Genomic DNA, 24,293 nt, shown 5'->3' on the forward strand with positions numbered 1-24,293 from the left:
TGTTGGACTGAACATATCAAAATCAGGCAATTACACAAATTTATGTACAGGGTCCGCTGGCGACGGCATCACGAGCGTGCTGCACATCTTCACGGCCAATCGCATTCACATTACCCAAGGCTTCACGGCGCGCAAGGTCGCCCGTGGCTTTATTGAGTTCTGTTTGATACAGATCGATGTTGGCCTGATATTGTTTGCTGTTGATCATCAACTGGTGCGTCTGGCGCACGCTGTTAGCCAGCGCGGTTTGCGCACGTTCTAAAGCAAGTTGCGCATCAGTCGCGTCCAGTTCGACCAGAATCGCCCCCTGCTTGACGAAATCGGTGTTGCCCACGTTGACGCGGGTAACGCTACCGCTCACCTGGGACATCAACTGCACCTGATTGCCTGCTACATAAGCATCGTCGGTTTCCTGGTGGTGCCTGAGCACCTGATACCAGTAGACGAACCAGATACAGCCAACCAGTAAAAACAGCATGGTCAACAGGGTAAGTACCCGTTTGTGCTGGTATTTTTTATTCTTCATAGGAGCCTGCGGCGTTGGGTTTTCCACGCTTGAACTCATGGTGTTTTCCTCTGCTTCAAATGTCATTTTTTCGTTATTTTTTATCAGAATGCGGCGGATAACGATGGCCGATTCTTACTCATGTGCTGCGAGGCAGAGAATCGGCCAACGCAGCCTTTACCCATGATGCAACTTATCGCTCCGGCTGCCGTGAGGCAGCGGAACGTGGTCCGTTTAATGAACGGTCATGATACAAACGGGTATTGATCCAAAAACACCAGGCATCTGGCAAACACGCCAGCGCGTGTGAAGATGTATTTAAGGTAAGACAGTATTGTTATTATCGGTCTGACGAGATCATGGTTTATCGATCTTGTCCATTTCGTCCAGCCGCACCAGCAATTTACGCATTAGCACTTCCAACTGCTTCTGCTCATCTTTTTCTAATGCTGACCAGAGGAAATGCAGACTCTGGTGCTGCGGTGGCAGCAGACGATCGAGAAACGCTTTGCCTTCATCTGTCATATGCAAGTGTAAGCAACGACGATCGCTATCGCTTTCACGGCGTTCAATCCAACCGCGTTTTTCTAACTCATCGGCAATGCGCGTGGCATTGGTACGTGAAGAGCCCAGTGCGGCGCTCAATTCTGATGGTTGAATACTACGTGATTCCTGAGATTCCAGCGTAATCAGTGCCATAAACAACGTTTCGTTGATGCCCTGTTCCCGCAAAATCTTGTTGCGGTGCTCCAGAATCTTGTTCTGCATGTGCATGCACAGACGCACCAACAAGATTTCCTGTTGAGGAAACTCTGGATTGCGCGATGCGCGCAGATTGATCATTTGTTCGATGGGCGAGAAGGAGCTGTTTTTATCGAACTCAGGTTTCTTGTCACGCGCACCACTTTCAGTGAGCCCGTGCTTGTGTACAGATGGACTATCCATTTTTATGTGAATCTCATTAATCACGATCAGTATAATAACTAAAGTTACTAATCGGGTAAACGATATTTAGTCGCATTGTGTCGTCGACTTTGTGACAGAACGTAAGTGGCCTTGTGTAATGTAACGTGAACCACTAATAACGTGCTGCTAACACAATGATATTAAATAATTCCCAATGAAAGGTATTTAAAAGCAATACCGTAACAAAACGCGCCCAACAATGTGGATATGACAATGCTGCGTGTCCGGTAGAAGCAGAGCGTGAGCGTCAGGCAACCGATGAGTGTAGGCAACAGCTTGTTAGTATGCTGTTGAATCTCTGGGACGCTGGAAACGATCAGCAGGGCGCCACCCAGTGCGCCTGCCGCCCCGACTAAACCAAATAGCCCGATAATCCCCTCTGAATAGTGATAAGGCGATGCCGACAGCAGAAACGCCATCGAGGTCCAAAGAATGCTGAAATTGGCGAAAGAGAGACACCCAAGCATTGCACGCACCCGCAGCACGGGCGTGGTGGCAAATAGCCGGAAAATGGAAACGATCAGTTGCTCGTATTGCAGGTTATTGCTGGGCGGTAAACGCGGCAGCGCGCGCCACAGTACCAACGCCATGATGACCATCAGTACGCTGGCTACCCAATATACAGTACGCCATCCTCCCAGCGTGGCGAGTGCGCCAGCAATGGTGCGTGCAAGCAGAATGCCGAGCAGCAAACCGCTCATTATCGTACCGACTACTTTACCACGGGCTTCGGGGGTTGCCAGCGTTGCCGCGAGCGGCACCAGCAGTTGAGCTACTACGGAACACAACCCCGCGACCCCAATACCTGCGAGCATCACCGGTAATGTGGGGGCCAGCGCGGTAATCACCAGCCCCAGCGCGGTTAACAGCGTCATGGTAACAATCAGCGTGCGTCGTTCAAACATATCGCCCATCGGCACCAGAAACATCAAACCTACCGCATAGCCCACCTATGCGGCGGTGACAATAAGCCCTGCCTGATTAACGTAAAGTTCAAAGGCTCTGGCAATGGTTTCTAATAGCGGCTGGGCATAGTAATTACTGGCAACGGCCAATCCGGTTGCCGTTGACATGATGAGCGTTAAAGGAAGAGTGAGGCCGGTCTTGGCCTGTTGAGAAGACATGAATACTCGCTAGCGTTCTAAAATGTGTGGGAGTGATTCTAGCAAATCCGTTAAGACAGGGAGCGTTTACAAAAAACGTAATTTCAAGAAACTGTCCCGAATGGGCTTGAGGTAGCTGACTAACCGAAGGAAAACGGCCATTCCCATACACTCTCTGTCATTCCCGCGTAGGTGGGAATCTCCCACAGGCGAAACACATTCTTCCTGACAGAGGTCCCCGGCTTACGCCGAGGACGACGAGCTTTGACATCAGTTTAAGGCCCAAGTGGGCCTGTGAGTGAATAACAACGTGACGCTATCCAGTTACTTGGCCGCGTCAGCGGCGGTTTTTATCCAACCATCAAACTGTGCCTGATGTGCCTTGATCCAGCCATCCACATGGCGTTCGATATCTTTCTGGCTGCTCTCTCCGCTGCGCATCCGCATGTTTTGCGCGTTGATGTCGGCCAATGGCAGCTTCATGATGGCAAACAGTTTGGCAGCTGCCGGATTTTTCTCGGCCCACGCTTTGTTCGCCGCGATGCGAATATTATTCACGGGGAAGCCGTAGTCGTTGCCGTTAGCCAGCTTGGTGCTGGAGCCTTTCATTTCTCCCGGTTGAGAAGAGAAAGGCACCTGTAACCAGACAACGTCGCGCCCCGGTACCAGCACATCGCTGACCCAGTACGGTGTCCAAGTGTAATAGAAGACAGGTTTGCCTTCTTTATAGCGGGTAATGGCATCTGCGATCATCGCGGCGTAGTTACCCTGATTGTGCTCGACCGTGTTGCTCAATCCGTAAGCCTGAAGGTGATGGTTGATGGCGGCTTCACAACCCCAACCTGGTGCGCAACCGATCAGGTCCGCTTTGCCATCACCGTTGGTATCAAACAGCTTGGCGATCTCAGGGTCTTTAAATTGCTCAACGTTGGTGATCTGGTACTTTTCCGCTGTCTTTTTGTCGATCAGATAGCCCTGCGCTGCGCCGCCAACGTAAACCCCGTCGCGGTAAAATTTGGCATCACCGCCAGCCGCTTTGTACATGTCTGCCTGAAGCGGATCCCAGTTGACGGCGGTGAAGGTGGCATCGCCGGATGCGATGGACATATAGGCAATGTTGTAATCCACTTCGCGAATTGGTTGCACGTCGTAGCCCAGTTTCTCCAATGCGCGGCTGACCAGCAACGTCTGGAAGGTTTCTTCCGAAATCGTGCTCTGCACGGGCTGAACACTGACACCTTTACCCGGCTGATCGGCGGCATAGAGCGGCGAGCCTGTCAGCGCGGCAATCAGGGCAACAGCCCCGAATCCGGTTTTCTGCATCATGGTTTATCCCTCTTTATGTTGTCGTGTGATTAACGAGTGAACGGGCGTAAAATCAGCCCCAACGGACCGGTGCGATACCAGGATTGATTACCACGGCTACGGCGGTCACGCCCCAGAGACTGGGTCAATCGGTCCAAAATGATGGCAAGAATAACGATCCCGACGCCGCCCACGGCAGCCAGTCCCATATCCAGACGCCCGATACCGCGCAGCACCATCTGTCCCAATCCTCCCACTGCGATCATCGAAGCAATGACCACCATGGAGAGCGCGAGCATCAGCGTCTGGTTAACACCCGCCATGATGGTGGGCATTGCCAACGGCAACTGTACTTTGAACAGCATCTGGCGCGGACTGGCTCCAAAGGACTCAGCGGCTTCTACCAGATCGGCGGGCACCTGCCTGATACCGAGGATGGTCAAACGTACAATTGGTGGCAGCGCAAAGATAATCGTGACCACCACGCCGGGCACATTCCCGATGCCAAACAGCATGACAATCGGCACCAAATACACAAACGCCGGTGTGGTTTGCATGGCGTCGAGCAGCGGGCGTACCACTTTTGCCGCACGCTCACTGCGCGCCAGCCAGATGCCGAGCGGCAGACCAAGCAGCATGCAAAAGAACAGGGCGGTTAATACCAGTGCCAGCGTGACCATAGCCTGTGACCAGGCACCGATAGCACCGATGGCGACCAGCGATATCAGCGTTGCCGCGCCCATACCCAGTGATGACATCTGCCAGGCGATAAGGGAGAACACCAAAATGGCGACTGGGGCTTGCATGCCTAGCAGCTCCTGCTGGAAACCGTTGAGAATGATGTCAACCGGTACGCGAATGCCTTGAAACAGCGGACGGAAATGCAGTACCAGCCAGTCGATCCCCCCGGTGACCCAATGATCCAACGGAATCAACGTGTCTTTGAACGGATCTAACAGCGAAAAGTGTTCCTGAGCCGGTGCTGGGGCGCTGTTTAGCCAATCAGCGCCAGACTGGGCGGCATCCTGAGCGGGTGCGACCCAGGCATCTGCACTGTTAGTTGCAGCGTCACCCGAAGCCGATGCACTTTGTGCTGCCGATGACCAGGGATCGCCATTGCTGCTGGCGGCTGCCTGTTCGGCAGCATTGACCGGTGTTTGTGTGGTTTCCCACGGATTGGTTCCGTTAGTCATTGTTGCTGCCCTCCTTGTCTAATGCCTGTAACAGCATGCCCTTGGAAATAATGCCGATATATTCACTGTTCTCACCGATGACCGGTACGGCGCAGGGGGCCTGTGCAACCTGTGAAATCAGTTCGTTGAGTGACATATCTGCGGGCACGGGGGCAGGGTCGGGCAGCAAAGCCTGTTCCAGCGGTTCTTGCGCGTGCAGTGCTTTTTTCAGCGAATCGATAGACACGACGCCGATAAATTTTTTCCCTTTTTCCAGCACGTAGCCATATTCACGATCATCATCCTGTAGGATCTTGAGCGCCGAGCGCGGCCCAACGCCGGGCGTTTTGCGGATCAAGGTAACGGGACGACGACGCGCAATATCTTTCGCACTGAACACGTGGCTGATATCCACACCACGGAAGAAGGTACGCACATAGTCATTAGCCGGGTTATTGAGAATTTCATCCGGTGTGCCGACCTGGATCACTTCACCACCGTGCATGATGGCGATGCGATCGCCGATGCGCATGGCTTCGTCCAGATCGTGTGAAATAAACACGATGGTACGCTGGTGGCGCGATTGCAGTTTCACCAACTCATCTTGCATTTCAGTACGGATAAGCGGATCGAGCGCTGAAAACGCTTCATCCATCAGCAGAATATCGGGATCGTTTGCCAGTGCACGCGCCAGACCGACACGTTGGCGCATCCCGCCAGAAAGCTCATCCGGATAGGTATTGGCATAAGCTTCGAGCCCTACCTGTTGCAGTGCTTCGAGCGCTTTCTGTTCACGCTGTGCTTTATCGACACCTGCCAACTCCATGCCAAACGCGGTGTTAGCCAACACGCTCAGGTGCGGCATCAAGGCGAATGACTGGAACACCATGCTGATTTTTTTGCGGCGCAGGGCGCGCAGTTCTGTGTCTGATACCTCGGCGATGTTTTCGCCGTCGATCAGTACCTGACCGCTAGTCGGTTCAATCAGACGATTGAGAAGGCGTACCAGTGTGGATTTACCCGAGCCGGATAATCCCATGATGACGAATATCTCGCCTTCTTCAATGGCCAGATTGGCGTCTTTTACGCCGACAGTGAGCCCGGTTTTTTCAAAGATCTGATCTTTGTTTAGCCCTTTGTCTATCAGTTTGAATGCCCTGTCAGGGTGCTCGCCAAATATTTTATAGAGATGCTTTACTTCGAGTTTTATTGCCATGAAATGATAAAATTCCTCTGTGATTTATCGTTCTATATTTCTGTCCTGATGAATGTGAAAACACGCCATACCCTATCATACTCAGGTTCTGAGGCAACCCTTTGTGCCGCGAGTGGTGCTATGAGGATATTCATTGTAGTGGCACACTGATACTAGCCACCTGATCGGAGGTGATATGCTCACCTCATCAACACGACAGGTGACCTCATGGGTAAACATTTTACGGCGGAATTTAAGCTCGAAGCCGCAAAGCTGGTTGTCGACCACGGCTACACATACGTTAAGGCCGCAGAGGCGGTTAATGTCAGCCATTCTGCCATTAGTCGCTGGGTCAATAAGCTTCGCCTTGAACGACAGGGAAAAACGCCAACGGGACTTCCTCTTACCCCTGAACAGCTCGAGCTGCGTGAGATGAAGAAAAAAGTCCAATGCCTTGAAATGGAGAACGAAATACTAAAAAAGGCTACGGCGCTCTTAATGTCGGACTCACTCAACGGTTCACGGTAGTCGACAGGCTGAGGGCGCGATACCCGGTCACGGCGTTGTGCCAAACTTTTGAGGTACATCGCAGCAGCTACAGGCACTGGCAGGCTTCCGCTAATGAACCCGACGGTGAGCGCGTGGTTAAGTGTAGTCGCGTCATGGAAGCCTGGAACGCCAGCGGCGGCTCTGCCGGCGCTCGAAGTATCGCGACCATCGTCACCGGCAGCTCTGGTGTCAAAATGGGGCGCTGGCTGGCTGGCAAGCTGATGAAGGAGCTGGGTATCGCCAGCTGCCAGCGACCGGCTCACAAATACAAACGCGGCGGCAATGAACACGTTGAAATACCGAACTATCTCAACCGCCAGTTCGCGGTTACCGCGCCGGATCAGGTCTGGTGCGGCGATGTGACCTACATCTGGACGGGCAAATGCTGGGCTTACCTTGCGGTGGTGCTAGATCTGTTCGCCCGCAAACCGGTGGGCTGAGCCATGTCGACGTCGCCGGACTCGGCGCTGACAGTTAAAGCGTTGCAGATGGCCTGGGAACTCCGGGGACAACCAACAGGAGTCATGTTCCACAGCGACCAGGGCAGCCACTATACCAGCCGTCAATACCGGCAAGCCCTGTGGCGCTGCCGGATAAAGCAGAGTATGAGTCGGCGGGGTAACTGCTGGGATAATGCGCCAATGGAGCGGTTCTTCCGCAGCCTGAAGACAGAATGGGTGCCGACAAAGGGTTACAACAGCTTCAGCGAAGCCCAGGACGCGATTATCCGCTACATCACGGGGTATTACAGCGCTATCCGGCCTCACTGGTATAACGGCGGCTTAACTCATATCGTTATACACATCTTTTGGCCATTTTTTGAACAGGATGCTCAGAACCCCGTGAATTAAGGCATTCAAGCCATCCCATTGGCTTTTTGAGGTTCAAAATGCTACTCTGAGATAAACCCGTAACTCATTGATTAAACAGTGCGTTAGAAAGATGTGTATAACGATATGGGCTTAACTCCAAACGAATCTGAGCGACTGTTCTACATACAGTCTAATGCGGTGGCCAATATTAGTTGACCACTACACATTTTCATGTCGCTGGATAGACCATTTTTCTTTATTTTTTACTGTCTGATTTTTATATTATTTATTTATGCTTTGTATTAATTTTTGTTTTAATATCAGTTTTATGTGTGTTTTGAAATTTGATGTTTTAAATGGTTTTTACGTTTCTGTATGTTGTGGGTAATAATGAGCTTGAATGACATTGTAATTTTTTTTGAAATTACTTATGCGATTGCAGTGATAAAGGTGATTTACATCGCTATTTTGTGATGGTTATTTTCAGATTAGGCTGTGTCCCTTAATCCCATGAGTTATACTAACTGTTTGTTTCTAGATAATTTTGAACTACGACTCGCTACGACCTTCCCGATGAAGCATGGGCTATCATCCAGCCCTTACTCCCTGCTGAACTAAATAACTGTTCCGAATAGTAGATCACCTGAAGGGAACTCAGTCCGAGTTGAGCGATCTGATCAATCGATAAAGATCCCAAATCATCAACCGGACTGAGCGCACCTCGTTATACACAAGTCCGCAACGCCTTATATGCCAAGGGTTAGCGGGCTGAAATAGGCAGCCGGTGGGGTTGTAAATGAAGTGAAACCGACGTGTACTATCGCCATTTACGGCGCTGAAAAATGACACGGGATTCAGATGGCTGGGCACACCAAGAACTGGAAGGGGTAAATCTTGGTGACACGAGGCTCAATAAGCGCGCCAAAGGGCTTTTGATACGGCTGGCTGAGAATCCGCAAGCCAGGCATTCCGCATGCGTGCCTCGGATGGTCTGAGACGCTGGGTGCTTACCGCTTCATGGAGAACCAAGCATTCGAATGGCGAGACATTCTGCAACCTCACTGGCAGCGTACGCAGGAAAGGATCCGAGAACACGAGGTTGTGCTGTGTATCCAAGACACTACCGAGCTTGACTTCAACGGGCAGCAAATCCAAGGCTTGGGTCCCTTGAACTACGAAGCCAGGCGTGGTCTGTACCTGCATCCGACCTACGCGGTCAGTCCGGATCGCGTGGGGTTGGGCGTACTGGATGCGTGGATGTGGGCAAGAGAGCCGAAGGATGCAGACGGAAAACGCGATGGGATCAAGGAGAGTACGCGCTGGCTCGAGGGATACGAGCGAGTTGCTGAACTCGCCTCGGAGTTGCCAAACACACGTCTGGTGTACTTAGCCGATCGCGAAGCGGATATCAAGGCGTTGATGCAGCTCGCTGATGACCTTGGCACTCCGGCTGACTGGTTGATCCGCTCGACTCATAATCGCAGTCTGGACTGTAATGAGAAGCTTTGGCAGAAGGTTGGAAAGACCGTGCCGGTGGGAGAAATCCAATTCGTTATGGCGGCTCGCGCGGGGCAGAAGGCGCGTACGGTGAAACAGGCGCTGCGCGTGAAGCGAGTGTCGCTGCGTTGCGGGTTGGCAGTGACTTGTGTGATAGCCAAGGAAATTGAGTCGCCAGCAGGCGTGAAGCCGGTCGAGTGGCGGTTGCTGAGCAATCGCGTACCTGAAGGACGAGAAGATATCGTGGAGCTGATCGACTGGTATCGGGCTAGATGGGAAATCGAGATGTTCTTCAATGTGCTGAAGAACGGCTGCTGTGTCGAAGCGTTACAGTTATCGACCGTGGATCGCATTGAGCGGGCATTGGCGCTGTTCATGATCGTGGCATGGCGCATCGCCTATTTAATGCGTATGGGACGAACCTGTCCAGAGCTGGACGCAATGTTGTTCTTTGATTCCGACGAGACTCATGGCGCTTACCCACTGATGAACAAGCGTATGCCCAAGGGCCGCCCTAAGCTAAACGAAGTATTGCGCTTAGTTGCGCAACTCGGAGGCTTTCTTGCTCGAAAAGGCGACGGTGAACCAGGCGCAAAAACTATCTGGAAAGGCTTGCAGAAAGTCATGACGGCCGCCGAAACGCTACGCGCGCTCAGGCACGAACAGAGATGTGTATAACGAGGTGGCTGAAGGTGTTTCCTCAGGTTTTGCTCTATTTACCGACCACGCTGCTGTTAGCCGTGGTATCCATGATTTTCGCCATGATACTGGGTCTGGTGCTAGCGCTGCTGCGGGAAAGCAATATCACGGTATTGGTGAAGGTGATTGAGTTTTATATCTCGCTATTTCGCGGCATTCCCTAGCTGGTTCAGTTATTTATCATCTACTTCGGTTTGCCGCAGCTGTTCCCGGCGCTGAGCGATCTGACCGCGATGTCGGCGGCGATTATCGGTTTTAGCCTAAAAACCTCGGCGTACATGGCGGAGATTTTCCGCGCTGCGCTGGCCTCGGTCGATTGGGGACAAACGGAAGCCGGGCTGTCGATCGGCATGAATCGTTCGCAGATTTACCGCCGTATCGTACTGCCGCAGGCGATGCTCAATGCGCTGCCTGCCAAAGGTAACACCTTTATCTCGCTGATCAAAGACACCTCGGTAGCCTTTGCACTTGGCGTATCTGAACTCTTTGCTGAAGGTAAAATGATCGCCGCTGAATCGCTGCGTTTCTTTGAAACCTTCCTGGTGGTAGGGCTGATTTATTGGCTGGTCATCATCGTTTATTCCAGACTGCAAAACTGGCTGGAAAAGAAACTGAACCACTCATTACAGCGCTAAGGAGACGCCGCCATGATCAGTGTAAAAAAACTCTCAAAACGCTTTGGCGACAAAGTGGTGCTGGACAATATCAGTCTGGATATCGCACAGGGCGAAGTGGTGGCGATTATCGGCCCTTCAGGGTCGGGTAAATCCACCCTGCTGCGTTGCCTCAACCTGTTGGAAAAACCAGAGTCCGGCACGATTGAAATTGGCGATCGCGTACTGGATACACGCCGTTATAGTACCAAGGAAGCCTACGCACTGCGTCAGCAGACCGCGATGGTGTTCCAGAACTACAACCTGTTCAAGAATAAAACTGCGCTGGAAAACATCACGGAAGCGTTGATCGTGGTGAAAAAAATGCTGAAGAAGCAGGCGCAAGAGATTGGACTTCGGCTTATCGAGCAGGTTGGCCTGTTGCCGGAAGCCCATCAGTATCCGGTGACCTTGTCCGGCGGGCAGCAGCAGCGCGTGGGTATCGCGTGTGCACTGGCCGTGGACCCGAAAGCCATTCTGTTTGATGAACCAACCTCGGCGCTGGATCCAGAACGCGTGCACGAAGTGCTGCAAGTTATTCAAAATCTCGCGAAAAACAGCACCACCATGGTTATCGTGACCCATGAAATGCAGTTTGCCAAAGAGGTTGCTGACCGGGTGATTTTCATGGCCGATGGGCATATCGTCGAGCAGGGACCAGCCGAGCAGGTGATCAGTTTCTCTGACAACCCGCAGACGCAGCGTTTCTTGCGCCAGATGACCAAGATGCCAGAACATACGGAATACGACATCTGACGATGCGGTGATAACAAGCTATTTAGATAAAATACCCTGCGCGCTGCGGGCTTATCCTGCGGCGTTAAGCACGGACAGTGTGGAGAAAACATCGTGAAAACAGCACCTCAGCATGCGCCGTTAGCGCAATTTATTCAGGCGTTCCGGCACGATCTGCACCAGAACCCTGAATTATCCAACCAGGAATTTGAAACCACCAAGAAAATCCGCGCCGCGCTGGAGAAGGAAGGCATCCGCATTCTGGATCTGCCGTTGAAAACCGGCCTGGTCGCAGAAGTCGGCGGCGTGCAGGATGGCCCGTTGGTTATCGTGCGCTCGGATATCGATGCACTGCCGATTGAAGAAGAGTCCGGCGTGGAATTCACCTCTCAGCGTCAGGGCGTGATGCACGCTTGCGGGCACGACTTTCACTCATCTGCCGCGCTGGGTGCCGCCATTTTGCTTAAAGGTATTGAGTACGAGCTAAAGGGCACCGTGTGCATTCTGTTCCAGGCGGCGGAAGAAACGGGGCTGGGCGCGCCAGAAGTGATCGCGACCGGTGCGCTGGATAATGCGGCAGCCATCTTTGGCATTCATAACGACCCAACGCTGCCAGTTGGCGTGGTCGGTGGTAAAGATGGCGCGCTGACGGCAGGCGTGGATCGTTTTGAAATCAAGATCGCTGCCAAAGGCTGCCATGCGGCCAAACCTCACGAAGGTAACGACCCCATTATCATTCTCGGCCAGTTGATTAGTGCGGTGCAGACCATTATCAGCCTTACGGTGCCTGCGGATGATACCGCCGTGGTGTCAATCACTCAGGTACACAGTGGCAGTTCCTGGAACGTGATCCCAGATACCGCCTACGTGGAAGGCACGGTACGCACCTTTAGCCAGACAGCGCGCGATCTGATTGAACAGCGCTTTCGCCAGATTGTGGCAGGTATTGCCAGCACCTTTGGCGCTGAGCTCGAGTTTATCTGGCACGCCGGGCCGCCGTCCGTGGTCAACACGCCGGAATGGGTGGATTTTGCCCTGCGTGTTGCCGATGAAGAAGGTTTTGAAGCGCGCCGCTTAGATGCCAGCCCGATTGGCGAGGATTTTGCCTTCTATCAGCAAAAACTGCCGGGTACATTCATGATGGTCGGTTCGGGCGGGCATTATGCACTGCATCATCCGAAATTCCGGGTTGATGACAGCGCACTGTTCCCTACCGCGCACTACCTCCATCAGTTGGCGAAACAGAGCCTGGAACAACTGTCTTCTCGCTGATGTTTCCATCCGCGCCGTGTTTACGGCGCGGATAATCTATTGGTATATCCTTCATCTTTCACGTTGCGTTCGCTGGTGCCGTTCAATGCGTTAACGTGTTGTCTTGTACTGTAAATTATTAAGGCTATATCCCTGTTTTTATTTAGACAAAACAGCCAAATACTTTTCATTTCTTGTTCGATATTTCCCTTTTTAATACTAAACGTAAGTTAAATGATATGTCATTGATCGTATAAATTGCTATGCAAGAAATGAACCAATAATACAATTTTATGACCAAGGTAAGAAATCTGTATTAAAAGGAATCGAAATGAATATTAAGTTTACATTATTGTTTGCCACACTTCTGCTTTCTGGTTGTACGACGCAATGGGTGAAAAGCAGCGTAAACGCTGAGGATTTCACTATCTCGAAAGGTGCCTGTGAAACGCTGAGCGAAGAAAAATTCCCTGTGAAAAATGAAGTGGCGCAGCGAACGCGATATACGTCCTACTATTTGCCGTGTGGGAAAAAGGACGACTGTAAAAATGAAAAATATATCAGCGGGCAACGACCAGAAACACAAAGTTATGTGATGGATGTTAATAGTGGTAGCCGCCAGGCCCTTTTCAATAAGTGCATGAAATTGAGGGGATGGACATCGGAAACGAAATGGTTCCCATAAGGATGGTAATGTAAAAGGAATACCATGAATAACTTGCAACGTTTTGTTTTTATAATGATGTCTTTATGCTTAAGCTCTGCGTTTGCCATGGCATCACCGCCGCCAGTACCGGAACAGGCTCCGGCACCGAGTGATGTTGTGATGAGTGAAGGGCAAGTGAAACTTAACCAGGGGCGCTTTAATTATCGTGCCGCAGCGGGCGCATTAGCACTGAATACGGACGATCCCGATGAACCGATCGCGACCGGCTTTGTTGAATAATAGTGAGTCATGCTGTTTTGCCAAGCCACTTTTGGTAGAAAATGCTTGTCCCCTCAGGTGTACAGTTTTCTCATGAAGCCTAACTGCATGATTTTGCGTTGCGAGGATCCGTCGTTTCACTGGGCTGCCAGCATAAAATCTATTTATTCAACAAAGCCATCGCGACCTTGTCCTACGTGGCCTACTTTAAGTCGGTGGAGAAGACGGCGAAGCCGGAGAATCGGCCGATCACGTTTATCTATAACGGCGGACCGGGTTCTTCTACCGTGTGGCTGCATATGGGAGGTTTAGGGCCAAAGCGGGTGGTCACCAGCACGCCGGACAAACTGTAGTGGTCAACTAATATTGGCCACCGCATTAGACTGTATGTAGAACAGTCGCTCAGATTCGTTTGGAGTTAAGCCGCCGTTATACCATTGAGGCCGGATAGCGCTGTAATACCCCGTGATGTAGCGGATAATCGCGTCCTGGGCTTCGCTGAAGCTGTTGTAACCCTTTGTCGGCACCCATTCTGTCTTCAGGCTGCGGAAGAACCGCTCCATTGGCGCATTATCCCAGCAGTTACCCCGCCGACTCATACTCTGCTTTATCCGGCAGCGCCACAGGGCTTGCCGGTATTGACGGCTGGTATAGTGGCTGCCCTGGTCGCTGTGGAACATGACTCCTGTTGGTTGTCCCCGGAGTTCCCAGGCCATCTGCAACGCTTTAACTGTCAGCGCCGAGTCCGGCGACGTCGACATGGCCCAGCCCACCGGTTTGCGGGCGAACAGGTCTAGCACCACCGCAAGGTAAGCCCAGCATTTGCCCGTCCAGATGTAGGTCACATCGCCGCACCAGACCTGATCCGGCGCGGTAACCGCGAACTGGCGGTTGAGATAGTTCGGTATTTCAACGAGTTCATTGCCGCCGCGTTTGTATTTGTGAGCCGGTCGCTGGCAGCTGGCGATACCCAGCTCCTTCATCAGCTTGCCAGCCAGCCAGCGCCCCATTTTGACACCAGAGCTGCCGGTGACGATGGTCGCGATACTTCGAGCGCCGGCAGAGCCGCCGCTGGCGTTCCAGGCTTCCATGACGCGACTACACTTAACCACGCGCTCACCGTCGGGTTCATTAGCGGAAGCCTGCCAGTGCCTGTAGCTGCTGCGATGTACCTCAAAAATTTGGCACAACGCCGTGACCGGGTATCGCGCCCTCAGCCTGTCGACTACCGTGAACCGTTGAGTGAGTCCGACATTAAGAGCGCCGTAGCCTTTTTTAGGATTTCGTTCTCTATTTCAAGGCATTGGACTTTTTTCTTCATCTCACGCAGCTCGAGCTGTTCAGGGGTAAGAGGAAGTCCCGTTGGCGTTTTTCCCTGTCGTTCAAGGCGAAGCTTATTGACCCAGCGACTAATGGCAGAATGGCTGACATTAACCGCCTCTGCGGCCTTAACGTATGTGTAGCCGTGGTCGACAACCAGCTTTGCGGCTTCGAGCTTAAATTCCGCCGTAAAATGTTTACCCATGAGGTCACCTGTCGTGTTGATGAGGTGAGCATATCACCTCCGATCAGGTGGCCAGTATCAGTGTGCCACTACACACTGAGACTGCTGTTTACGTGACATCCCCCGTGAGTTTATGCTGTAATCAAACAAAGTTTTATAGATGTGCGGAGGCCCCATGTCAGAAACAATCAAAGCGTATCTGTATGCCGCTGCAAGCGTACTGGATATATGGCCATCAACTAACTATCTGGAATTGTTAGATAAAACATCCGATCAGGATGCAATCAAAGGTGATGTTTGTCGTGTGGCAATGGATATGAGGGCGATGGTACAGCATGAAAGTCAGGAACCAGGACATCATAACGCAGCCTGAACTTCAGGATGATGAGGCATCTGTAGCGCTTAAAGAAGGGTTGCATCAGGCAATTACTCTTGATCCTGAGCTACGCGGGAGAGTTTCGCCTGATGTTGTTGAGCGTTTGTCCAGAAATCCTAACCTAATTCGTAACCTGGTACGAACCGAAACCTTCACCGGCCCTTTTCCCCCACCGGATATACTGGAAAAGTACAATCAGGTGCTACCCGGCGCGGCAGAAAGAATATTTTCACTTACAGAGCGTGAGCAAAAGCACCGACATTCTATTCAGAACAAGGCAATCGATGGTGCGCTGAAAAAGGATCGTCGTGGGCAATGGATGGGGTTTGGCGTCACTGTTCTGATTTTGCTCATTGCCTGTTACTTTGCTTACACAGGAAGCAGTGCATTTGCAATGGCTCTGGTGACCATTGATCTCGTTGCCCTTGCTGCTGTCTTTGTCATAGGAAGACGAAGTACGAAACCCGTGCAACGAACAGAAGATACATCGACAAAAACGTAATTTTCGATTCATTTCAAATTAACTGTATTAGCTCAGACCTGATCTGACAGTTACCGGTTATTTATACAGGTGTCTGTCAGATTAAATCTGGTTCAAATTTTTTTCTGCCCAGACTCGTTTACCATCAAGTAACGTGGCCATTGGCGTACGCCCGCAGCACATTTTACCGGCTTTGTTGAATAAATAGAAAGTTTGGGTAATCATCGGATCAGATCACCATAGTTGTTTCAACATCAGGTCTCCATGGCAAAACAAAATTTTAAAATCACTAACTGGCCCTCCTATAACAAGGCCCTCAAGCAGCGCGGTTCTCTAACCGTATGGCTAGATGAATCAGCCATTGCTGCATGGACGGAAAAAACGACTACTGAACGGCGTGGACGACCGCTCCACTACTCAGATATGGCCATCACCACAGTCCTGATGATGAAACGCGTGTTTGGCCTTTCATTGAGGGCTTTACAGGGTTTTGTTGACTCGATTTTTAAACTGATTAAATTGTCGCTGCATTGTCCAGACTATTCGCTGCTCAGCAAGCGAGCAAAGACAGTGAACATCAGCATAAAAACGCCAACCCGTGGTGAAATCTCACATCTGGTCATTGATGGAACCGGCCTGAAGGTCTTTGGCGAAGGCGAATGGAAAGTCCGGCAGCATGGTGCCGACAGACGCAGGGTGTGGCGTAAGCTGCATCTGGCAGTAGACAGTGCGACGCATGAGATTATCTGTGCGGATTTGTCGCTCAGTGGTACGACTGATGCCCAGGCTCTACCGGCACTGATAAACCAGACCCACCGGAAAATCAGAGAGGCATCGGCTGACGGCGCTTACGATACAGGTTACTGCCATGATGCTCTGCTGAGGAAGAAAATAAGGCCGCTTATCCCGCCGCGAAGGGGGGCGCAATATTGGCCGGACCACTACCACGAGCGTAACCACGCTGTTGCAAATCAGCGCCTGAGCGGCAGCAACGATACCTGGAAAAAGAAAGTGGGCTATCACCGACGCTCAGTGGCTGAAACGGCCATGTTCCGGTTCAAAACGCTTCTGGGTGGTCATCTAAGTCTGCGTGACTACGATGCTCAGGTGGGTGAAGCCATGGCGATGGTCAAAGCGCTTAACCGGATCACGCTATTAGGAATGCCGAACAGTATTCGCATCACGTAACAATCGACCTGGGGGCACAGTCGTTACAAGTTCTGATTTATTCAACAAAGCCCATTTTACCCTGATGAGTTCGCTCATTATTGTAATGCCACAACCAGTTGTCCAGATCCTTTTGTAGACTTTCTAGGTCCTCGTATAACGTCTTACGGAACGCAACCTGATAAAAATCCTGCAAAATAGTTTTATGGAAGCGCTCGCAGATACCGTTTGTCTGCGGAGACATCGCTTTCGTTTTCGTATGGTCTATATCGTTGATAGCCAAGTACAGCTGATAGTCATGTTGTTCCACTTTACCGCAGTACTCCGTCCCCCTGTCCGTCAGTATTCTTAGCATTGGCAGCCCCTGAGCTTCGTAGAACGGCAGCACGCGATCATTGAGCAGGTCGGCGGCAGAGATCGGTGCTTTACTCGTGTAAAGCTTGCAGTGCGCCACTTTCGAGTACGTATCCACGAACGTCTGCTGGTAGATACGGCCAACACCTTTCAGATTACCCACGTAGAAGGTGTCCTGCGACCCCAGATAACCCGGGTGAGCAGTCTCTATTTCACCACAGGCTTCGTCGTCGTGCGCCTTCTTCTCCAGTGCAGCGATTTGAGCATCAGTAAGTACGATGCCTTCTCTGGCAACTTTTTCCTCAAGTGCCTTCAGGCGCTTACGAAAGTTTTCCAGATCGTGTCGTTGCCAAATGGAGCGCACACCGCTGCCAGAAATGAAGACGCCTTTTTTACGCAGCTGATTACTGGTCCGGTGCTGGCCATGAGCCGGGAACTCAATGGCGTAATCAACAACCGCACGTTCAGTGGCTTCATCAGCACGGTTTTTCAGGTTGGGAACCCGGCGGTTTTGGTTAACCAGAGCGTCAATGCCGCCTTCTGCCGCCAGTTCCTGATAGCGATAAAACGTGTCGCGTGACACCCCCATGATTTTACAGGCTTTTGATACGTTACCGAGTTCTTCGGCGAGATTGAGCAGGCCGACTTTGTGTTTGATGATGGGATTGTTAGTATGAAGCATGAGAGTTACCTCGTGTTTTGTATAAGGATTCGACACCCATATCAAAACCGGTAACTCTCAACCTTTCAAGGTCCAGTGTCAGATCAAGTCGCGACTAATACAAATTAACCCACCTCATGGTAGGTTTTTTCGTATATATACTCGATTAACTTGAAGTTGCATTTTTCAGCGTCTGGAAGTTGTCATTAATCCTGCGCGACAAGCCCCCCGCCAGTCCCGGTAATATATTGCGGAAGAAGTGGTGTATTTCCTGCCTGATCTTGACCCACCATCTCCGGACAGCTTTTGTATCTTAAGTTAACGATGCCCGCTGGCGCCGATATTCTCTTGGGGAGTTGTATCCCAGCGCACTGTGCGGATGGTTTTCATTGTAATGATTGAACGCCGCTGCAAGATTCTTCAGCGCTGTTCGCACATCGGGTTTTGGCATGAAGGCGATGTAATCTTCCTTCATCGTCTTCACGAACCGTTCTGCCATGCCGTTACTCTGTGGACTGCTCACTGCTGTTGTGCAGGGCTCCAGATTCAGTTCTCTGGCGAACTTCCGCGTTTCATGCGCTGTGTACGCTGAACCATTATCCGTCAGCCATTGCACTGGTTTATCCGGCAGCGCGCTACCGAAGCGTTTTTCCACCGACCTCAGCATCACATCCTGCACGGTTGAACTGTCATAACCCCTGGTGCTCGCTGCCCAGTCTATGGCCTCCCGGTCGCAGCAGTCCAGTGCGAACGTCACCCGCAGCTTCTCGCCGTTGTCACAACCGAACTCGAAGCCATCTGAGCACCAGCGCATATCGCTCTCTGCTACCGCGATTTTGCCTTTATGCTCCCGCTTCGGACGTTCAGTTTTATCATGCAACAACAGCAGGTTATGCTCGCTCATTATCCTGTAAAGCCGTTTGGCGTTCACCGGTGGAAATCCCTCTGCACGACGTTGCTTACGCAGGATACCCCACACTCGGCGGTAACCGTAACTGGGCATGTCGCTGATGATACGGAGGATGTCCGATAATATCTCAGCATCAGCTTCGTCATTACGCCGGTTGCTGCGCCTGTCCAGCCAGTCGGCAGAACGGTTAACCCGCAGTGACAGCTGCGCACGCGACACGCTCATGGCGCGGCTGACCAGAGCTATTCCCCGTCCTTTGGCAACAAGGGCGCGTGCGCTATCCATTTTCGCGACTGGCGGTACTCCACTGCTTCTTTGAGGATCTCAACTTCCATCGTCTTCTTACCCAGAAGGCGCTGTAGCTCCCGGACCTGCTTGAGGGCAGTCGCCAGCGCCGAAGCTGGAACCACTTCTTCTGCGGCCGCAACGGCGGTGAGGCTTCCTTCCTGGTATTGCTTCTTCCACTTAAACAAAAGGCTGGGCTGGATGCCATGCAGGCGGGCTACATGGGAGACGTTCATCCCCGGCTCCATTGTCTGCTGAATGATGGCGATTTTCTCTTGCGGAGTTTTACGCTTACGGACTTCTTGCCCTAACAGGATCCCGGTCATTTCAAAATTAGCATGATTGTTAGACATATATCTAAGCCTATCTCTTATCTGGAGATACAGCTACTGTCTGGTGTTACAGGGGGCTACATCAGTTACTATAACTCAGGCAATTAAGGGACACAGCCTAGTGATCATGTTCATCACTCCAGGGATTCAGATTTCCGTTCTGCTGATTCCCGTATGGCTGGTCGTGCTTGGCATCGGTTATGCCATGAAACAGAAAAAACAACGGGTCACAACCACCCGATAAGTGATATGAAAACGACCCTCCCCCCACCGTCATTCCCGCGAAAGCGGGAATCTCTTGCAGAAGATTTTCGCAGTGCTCCCCGGCTTTCGCCGAGGATGACGAGGGGGGAAGTGGCTTTACCGTCAGAGTAAAACGGACTGTTTTGAAGGGGTTGTGAATATGACTGGCAGCACATGAATAGTTATTGTTGCAATCAAAAGCACAGGGTAAGACTGTACTTTTGTACATCTGGTATTAATAAATTAAAAGAATTATGGTTAGAGCATAAGAATGAGGGAATAGAGTCGAAAAAAAATTGATCCTCCAGAAGAGGATCATACGCCAAATTGGCCAACACCAGGGAAAAATTTTGCATATTATTGCGAACAACAGATATGTTGTCAATCGTTGGCCATGCCAGTGAAATCAATTAGGCTGTTTCCCTTAATTACATAACCTCTGGTAAAACAGGCTGATGCAGCCCAGTTTCAACATTTGCAGTGTGGAAGATCCGGTGGAAATCCCGTTGCCGGGCATCAATCAAACCGCATTGAACCTCAAGGCCGAGCTGGATTTCAGTCGCATTTTGCGTGCCTTGCTGCGTCAAGATCCTGATGTCGTCATGATTGGCGAAATACGTGATAGCGAAACCGCGGAAATTGCCGTGAAAGCAGCGCAAACCGGTCATCTGGTATTATCGACGCTGCATACCAATTCTGCGATTGAAACCCTGACCCGACTCGGGCATTTGGGCATTCCCGAGTATTTGCTCGCGGGTGCGTTGACGCTGCTCATTGCCCAGCGTCTGGTACGGCGTCTCTGCCCACACTGTAAAACAGCGGCTTCCCCGCCATTAACATTTCCCGCTACGCTATGGGCAACCCCCGATCCACACTGGGAGGCGCAAGGCTGTGAACACTGCGTGAAGGGGTATTATGGTAGAACCGCCCTCTACGAGCTGCTACCGCTCACTCCTGCGCTGCGACACGCATTGAGTCGCGGTGCCAGCACGCAAGACCTCGCGGTACTGGCCAACGAAACGGGTTATGACACGCTATTCATGTCGGCGTTACAAAGGGTCTCCCAAGGGGAGACATCCGCCGCCGAAATGTATCGTGTCATTGGTGCATCACCACGCTCTCATTGAGACTGCGGCCATGTCACAAAAACTCTACTCCTGGCTTGCTCTCACGTCGAATGGCGAATTACAGCGCGGAGAAAGCATCGGTAATGCGCGTCAGCACGTTTATCTACGTCTGGCTCAGAGGGGGTACCAGCCGTTACGTTTACGATACCGGCAGACGCTCACACAACGTTACTGGAAAACGACGGCCCGTATCGCCTTGTTTAAACAGGTTGCCGCATTGCTACAGGCTGGCCTGCCGCTGCTGAATGCACTGCGACTGCTGGCCGAACAGCATGAACTGCCGGGATGGCGATGCCTGATTAACGCATTAGCCGATGACATTGCCGAAGGCGAATCTTTTTCCGATGTCCTGCGCCACTACCCACAGGTGTTTCCTACGCTTTATCCTACCCTGGTTGCCGTTGGGGAGATGACCGGCAAACTGGATGTGTGTTGCCAACAGTTGGCGGCGCAGCAAGAGAAGCAGCTTCAGCTGCAAAAGAAAGTGAAACAAGCGCTGCGCTATCCTGGTTTTGTTCTGGGCGTTAGCGTTACGCTGAGTATCATCATGCTGATATGGGTATTACCCGAATTTGCCAGCCTGTATGAGGCATTCGAGACACCGCTACCGCCACTGACTCAGTGCGTTTTGGCACTGGCAGATGTGGTAGCCCATCGCGCGCTACTGCTACTTACGCTAACAGTGAGCATCGTACTGGGATATCCAGTGTGCCGCGCCCGCTCCATAGCCCTACGACGGCAGGAAGAACGTTTTTTGCTGAAGATCCCGCTATTTGGCACACTGATACGAGGAGAGGCATTGAGCTATCTTTTCACGCTGCTCGCCTTGACGCAACGCGCTGGGCTGACACTGCCGGCCGGCCTGACAGCCGCCTCAACCCTTCCCTATGTTGCCTATCAGGAAGCGCTAATCCCGATTCTGCGGAATATAGAGCAGGGGGACTCGCTGCAACAGGCAATGACACCTTACAGTAGGTTATTCCCACCCCCTTGTGCACAACTGATTCGCGTAGGAGAAGAAACCGGCGCGCTGGACAACATGTTTAGCCAGTTAGCGCAATGGCACCAACAGCAGACAGCACATCGCGCTGAAACGCTAACCCACACGCTGGAGCCACTGCTGATCGTGTTGGTTGGAGGCATAATTGGTACGCTGGTGATTGCCATGTACCTGCCCATCTTCCAATTCGGGAATCTGATGGCGAATGCGTAATCGCTTCGCCATCTTCGTACAGTCTGCACCGTGCGTGCTGGCGCTATGCGTTGCCGTTATAGATGCGGTTTTCCTGCTCTGCCACACGAATAAACGTGGTGCGCTTGGTGAGCTCTTTCAGGCGAGAAGCGCCAACGTAGGTGCATGCCGAACGCAAACCGCCCAGAATATCACGTACGGTATTATCAACCGGACCGCGCAACGGCAGTTTGACCGTTTTCCCTTCTGCGGAGCGATACTCTGCGACACCGCGGGAATGGCGCTCCATCGCAGAGGCAGAACTCATGCCATAGAACAGCATCAATATCTCGCCATTCTCTTCCACCACCCGGCCTTCACATTCATCGTGGCCTGCAAGCATGCCACCGAGCATCACAAAATCTGCACCGCCGCCAAAGGTTTTCGCCACGTCCCCCGGCATCGAGCAGCCACCGTCACTGACGATCTGCCCGCCCAAGCCGTGTGCGGCATCGGCACATTCAATCACAGCAGAGAGTTGCGGATAACCCAAACCGGTTTTCACTCGCGTGGTACACACTGAACCCGGTCCGATCCCCACCTTGACGATATCCGCACCAGAGAGAATCAGCTCTTCCACCATTTCGCCCGTCACGACGTTCCCAGCGCAAATGACCTTATCCGGCCAGGCTTCACGCGCTTTTTGCAGGAAATTAACGAAGTGCTCGGAATAGCCGTTGGCAACGTCGATGCAGATAAATTTGAGTTCAGCCGACAGCGCCAAGATCTGTTTCACCTTAACGAAATCCGCCTCCGAGGTACCGGTGGACACCATCACATGGCGTAATACCGTTTCAGGCGCGTCTTTGAGGAACTGCGCCCACTGCTCAACGCTGTAGTGCTTATGTACCGCGGTCAGCACGTCAAATTCCGCCAGCGCACGCGCCATGCGAAAGGTGCCTACGGTATCCATATTGGCTGCAATCACCGGTACACCAGACCAGGTGCTCTGAGCATGAAGGAAGGTGAATTGGCGTTCCAATTCAACATCAGAACGACTTTTCAAGGTAGAACGCTTGGGGCGAATAAGGTGTATTAGTCGCGACTTGATCTGACACTGGACCTTGAAAGGTTGAGAGTTACCGGTTTTGATATGGGTGTCGAATCCTTATACAAAACACGAGGTAACTCTCATGCTTCATACTAACAATCCCATCATCAAACACAAAGCCGGCCTGCTCAATCTCGCCGAAGAACTCGGTAACGTATCAAAAGCCTGTAAAATCATGGGGGTGTCACGCGACACGTTTTATCGCTATCAGGAACTGGCGGCAGAAGGCGGCATTGACGCTCTGGTTAACCAAAACCGCCGGGTTCCCAACCTGAAAAACCGTGCTGATGAAGCCACTGAACGTGCGGTTGTTGATTACGCCATTGAGTTCCCGGCTCATGGCCAGCACCGGACCAGTAATGAGCTGCGTAAAAAAGGCGTCTTCATTTCTGGCAGCGGTGTGCGCTCCATCTGGCAACGACACGATCTGGAAAACTTTCGTAAGCGCCTGAAGGCACTTGAGGAAAAAGTTGCCAGAGAAGGCATCGTACTTACTGATGCTCAAATCGCTGCACTGGAGAAGAAGGCGCACGACGACGAAGCCTGTGGTGAAATAGAGACTGCTCACCCGGGTTATCTGGGGTCGCAGGACACCTTCTACGTGGGTAATCTGAAAGGTGTTGGCCGTATCTACCAGCAGACGTTCGTGGATACGTACTCGAAAGTGGCGCACTGCAAGCTTTACACGAGTAAAGCACCGATCTCTGCCGCCGACCTGCTCAATGATCGCGTGCTGCCGTTCTACGAAGCTCAGGGGCTGCCAATGCTAAGAATACTGACGGACAGGGGGACGGAATACTGCGGTAAAGTGGAACAACATGATTATCAGCTGTACTTGGCTATCAACGATATAGACCATACGAAAACGAAAGCGATGTCTCCGCAGACAAACGGTATCTGCGAGCGCTTCCATAAAACTATTTTGCAGGATTTTTATCAGGTTGCGTTCCGTAAGAAGTTATACGAGGACCTAGAAAGTCTACAAAAGGATCTGGACAACTGGTTGTGGCATTACAATAATGAGCGAACTCATCAGGGTAAAATGTGCTGCGGGCGTACGCCAATGGCCACGTTACTTGATGGTAAACGAGTCTGGGCAGAAAAAAATCTGAACCAGATTTAATCTGACAGACACCTGTATAAATAACCGGTAACTGTCAGATCAGGTCTGAGCTAATACAAATAATGCAACAACAAGACTGCG

At 51.8% G+C, this 24,293-nt stretch carries 18 protein-coding genes and 7 pseudogenes; 14 read left to right on the forward strand and 11 right to left on the reverse strand.

Annotated features, from left to right (window positions below):
* Positions 1-55: 55 nt before the first annotated feature.
* The 6 genes and pseudogenes from ACWWJF_RS12190 to proV all read right to left on the reverse strand — a co-directional run.
* Positions 56-565 (reverse strand): annotated as a pseudogene (locus ACWWJF_RS12190) (multidrug export protein EmrA); the annotation flags it as partial.
* A gap of 297 nt (positions 566-862) precedes the next feature.
* Entirely contained in the window at positions 863-1,450 is a 588-nt protein-coding gene (mprA, locus tag ACWWJF_RS12195) for a transcriptional repressor MprA (RefSeq protein WP_455869590.1), read from the reverse strand.
* Positions 1,451-1,611: 161 nt separating this feature from the next.
* A pseudogene (locus ACWWJF_RS12200) lies at positions 1,612-2,595 on the reverse strand (MFS transporter).
* A 303-nt stretch (positions 2,596-2,898) separates the two neighbouring features.
* The gene (proX, locus tag ACWWJF_RS12205; protein WP_455871058.1) at positions 2,899-3,897 is read right to left on the reverse strand and encodes a glycine betaine/L-proline ABC transporter substrate-binding protein ProX; all 999 of its coding nucleotides are present in this window, start codon (positions 3,895-3,897) and stop codon (positions 2,899-2,901) included.
* A 32-nt stretch (positions 3,898-3,929) separates the two neighbouring features.
* Positions 3,930-5,072 (reverse strand): glycine betaine/L-proline ABC transporter permease ProW, encoded by a 1,143-nt coding sequence (gene proW, locus ACWWJF_RS12210; protein WP_455869591.1) that lies wholly within the window; start codon positions 5,070-5,072, stop codon positions 3,930-3,932.
* Entirely contained in the window at positions 5,065-6,267 is a 1,203-nt protein-coding gene (gene proV / locus ACWWJF_RS12215) for a glycine betaine/L-proline ABC transporter ATP-binding protein ProV (RefSeq protein WP_455869592.1), read from the reverse strand. The genes proW and proV overlap by 8 nt, the downstream gene beginning before the upstream one ends.
* A gap of 207 nt (positions 6,268-6,474) precedes the next feature.
* Here proV and ACWWJF_RS12220 point away from each other — a divergent pair.
* The 8 genes and pseudogenes from ACWWJF_RS12220 to ACWWJF_RS12255 all read left to right on the forward strand — a co-directional run bounded on the left by ACWWJF_RS12220 (position 6,475) and on the right by ACWWJF_RS12255 (position 13,720).
* Positions 6,475-7,646, forward strand: a pseudogene (locus ACWWJF_RS12220) (IS3 family transposase).
* Between the two features lie 803 nt (positions 7,647-8,449).
* Positions 8,450-9,782: pseudogene (locus ACWWJF_RS12225) on the forward strand (IS4 family transposase).
* Positions 9,773-10,438, forward strand: a pseudogene (locus tag ACWWJF_RS12230) (amino acid ABC transporter permease). Before ACWWJF_RS12225 ends, ACWWJF_RS12230 begins: the two co-directional pseudogenes overlap by 10 nt.
* Before the next feature lie 12 nt (positions 10,439-10,450).
* Positions 10,451-11,212: an amino acid ABC transporter ATP-binding protein gene (locus tag ACWWJF_RS12235; RefSeq protein ID WP_455869593.1), complete on the forward strand. Its 762-nt coding sequence runs from the start codon at positions 10,451-10,453 to the stop codon at positions 11,210-11,212.
* A gap of 93 nt (positions 11,213-11,305) precedes the next feature.
* Positions 11,306-12,463: an amidohydrolase gene (locus tag ACWWJF_RS12240; RefSeq protein ID WP_455869594.1), complete on the forward strand. Its 1,158-nt coding sequence runs from the start codon at positions 11,306-11,308 to the stop codon at positions 12,461-12,463.
* Between the two features lie 310 nt (positions 12,464-12,773).
* Complete coding sequence (locus tag ACWWJF_RS12245) at positions 12,774-13,127, forward strand: hypothetical protein (RefSeq protein ID WP_455869595.1); 354 nt, start codon at positions 12,774-12,776, stop codon at positions 13,125-13,127.
* Between the two features lie 24 nt (positions 13,128-13,151).
* A complete protein-coding gene (locus ACWWJF_RS12250) occupies positions 13,152-13,388 on the forward strand; it encodes a hypothetical protein (protein WP_455869596.1) in 237 nt (78 codons plus the stop codon).
* Positions 13,389-13,486: 98 nt separating this feature from the next.
* On the forward strand, positions 13,487-13,720 hold the full coding sequence (locus ACWWJF_RS12255; protein WP_455869597.1) for a hypothetical protein: 234 nt from the start codon (positions 13,487-13,489) through the stop codon (positions 13,718-13,720).
* 3 nt (positions 13,721-13,723) lie between these two features.
* On the opposite strand, the gene ACWWJF_RS12260 is transcribed toward ACWWJF_RS12255, so the two are convergent.
* Positions 13,724-14,892, reverse strand: a protein-coding gene (locus ACWWJF_RS12260) for an IS3 family transposase (RefSeq protein WP_455869598.1) whose coding sequence is annotated in 2 segments (ribosomal slippage) — positions 13,724-14,637 and positions 14,637-14,892 — 1,170 coding nt in all. Because the reading frame shifts where the segments join, the coding sequence is not laid out codon by codon here.
* A gap of 154 nt (positions 14,893-15,046) precedes the next feature.
* Here ACWWJF_RS12260 and ACWWJF_RS12265 point away from each other — a divergent pair.
* Positions 15,047-15,244, forward strand: coding sequence for a hypothetical protein (locus ACWWJF_RS12265; protein WP_455869599.1), 198 nt, complete (start codon positions 15,047-15,049; stop codon positions 15,242-15,244).
* Positions 15,207-15,749: a DUF2335 domain-containing protein gene (locus tag ACWWJF_RS12270; protein ID WP_455869600.1), complete on the forward strand. Its 543-nt coding sequence runs from the start codon at positions 15,207-15,209 to the stop codon at positions 15,747-15,749. Before ACWWJF_RS12265 ends, ACWWJF_RS12270 begins: the two co-directional genes overlap by 38 nt.
* A gap of 81 nt (positions 15,750-15,830) precedes the next feature.
* On the opposite strand, the gene ACWWJF_RS12275 is transcribed toward ACWWJF_RS12270, so the two are convergent.
* Positions 15,831-15,953: a hypothetical protein gene (locus ACWWJF_RS12275; protein ID WP_455871276.1), complete on the reverse strand. Its 123-nt coding sequence runs from the start codon at positions 15,951-15,953 to the stop codon at positions 15,831-15,833.
* Between the two features lie 39 nt (positions 15,954-15,992).
* On the opposite strand from ACWWJF_RS12275, the gene ACWWJF_RS12280 reads away from it, so the two are divergent.
* A complete protein-coding gene (locus tag ACWWJF_RS12280; RefSeq protein ID WP_455868634.1) occupies positions 15,993-16,916 on the forward strand; it encodes an IS5 family transposase in 924 nt (307 codons plus the stop codon).
* A gap of 52 nt (positions 16,917-16,968) precedes the next feature.
* On the opposite strand, the pseudogene ACWWJF_RS12285 reads toward ACWWJF_RS12280, so the two are convergent.
* Together ACWWJF_RS12285 and ACWWJF_RS12290 are read right to left on the reverse strand one after the other, a co-directional pair.
* Positions 16,969-17,931: pseudogene (locus tag ACWWJF_RS12285) on the reverse strand (IS481 family transposase); the annotation flags it as partial.
* A 292-nt stretch (positions 17,932-18,223) separates the two neighbouring features.
* Positions 18,224-19,431 (reverse strand): IS3 family transposase gene (locus ACWWJF_RS12290; protein WP_455871037.1). Its coding sequence is split into 2 segments (ribosomal slippage): positions 18,224-19,110 and positions 19,110-19,431, totalling 1,209 coding nucleotides; the frame shifts between segments, so codons are not numbered across the junction.
* A gap of 701 nt (positions 19,432-20,132) precedes the next feature.
* On the opposite strand from ACWWJF_RS12290, the pseudogene ACWWJF_RS12295 reads away from it, so the two are divergent.
* Both ACWWJF_RS12295 and hofC read left to right on the forward strand, forming a co-directional pair.
* A pseudogene (locus ACWWJF_RS12295) lies at positions 20,133-20,807 on the forward strand (ATPase, T2SS/T4P/T4SS family); the annotation flags it as partial.
* A gap of 10 nt (positions 20,808-20,817) precedes the next feature.
* The gene (hofC, locus tag ACWWJF_RS12300) at positions 20,818-22,020 is read left to right on the forward strand and encodes a protein transport protein HofC (protein ID WP_455869601.1); all 1,203 of its coding nucleotides are present in this window, start codon (positions 20,818-20,820) and stop codon (positions 22,018-22,020) included.
* 43 nt (positions 22,021-22,063) lie between these two features.
* Here hofC and ACWWJF_RS12305 read toward each other — a convergent pair whose 3' ends face one another.
* The gene (locus ACWWJF_RS12305; protein ID WP_455871059.1) at positions 22,064-23,089 is read right to left on the reverse strand and encodes a GMP reductase; all 1,026 of its coding nucleotides are present in this window, start codon (positions 23,087-23,089) and stop codon (positions 22,064-22,066) included.
* Between the two features lie 82 nt (positions 23,090-23,171).
* Here ACWWJF_RS12305 and ACWWJF_RS12310 point away from each other — a divergent pair, with 82 nt between their 5' ends.
* On the forward strand, positions 23,172-24,212 hold the full coding sequence (locus ACWWJF_RS12310; protein WP_455869602.1) for an IS481 family transposase: 1,041 nt from the start codon (positions 23,172-23,174) through the stop codon (positions 24,210-24,212).
* Positions 24,213-24,293: the final 81 nt, after the last annotated feature.

It is taken from the genome of Symbiopectobacterium sp. Eva_TO, from assembly GCF_053848865.1.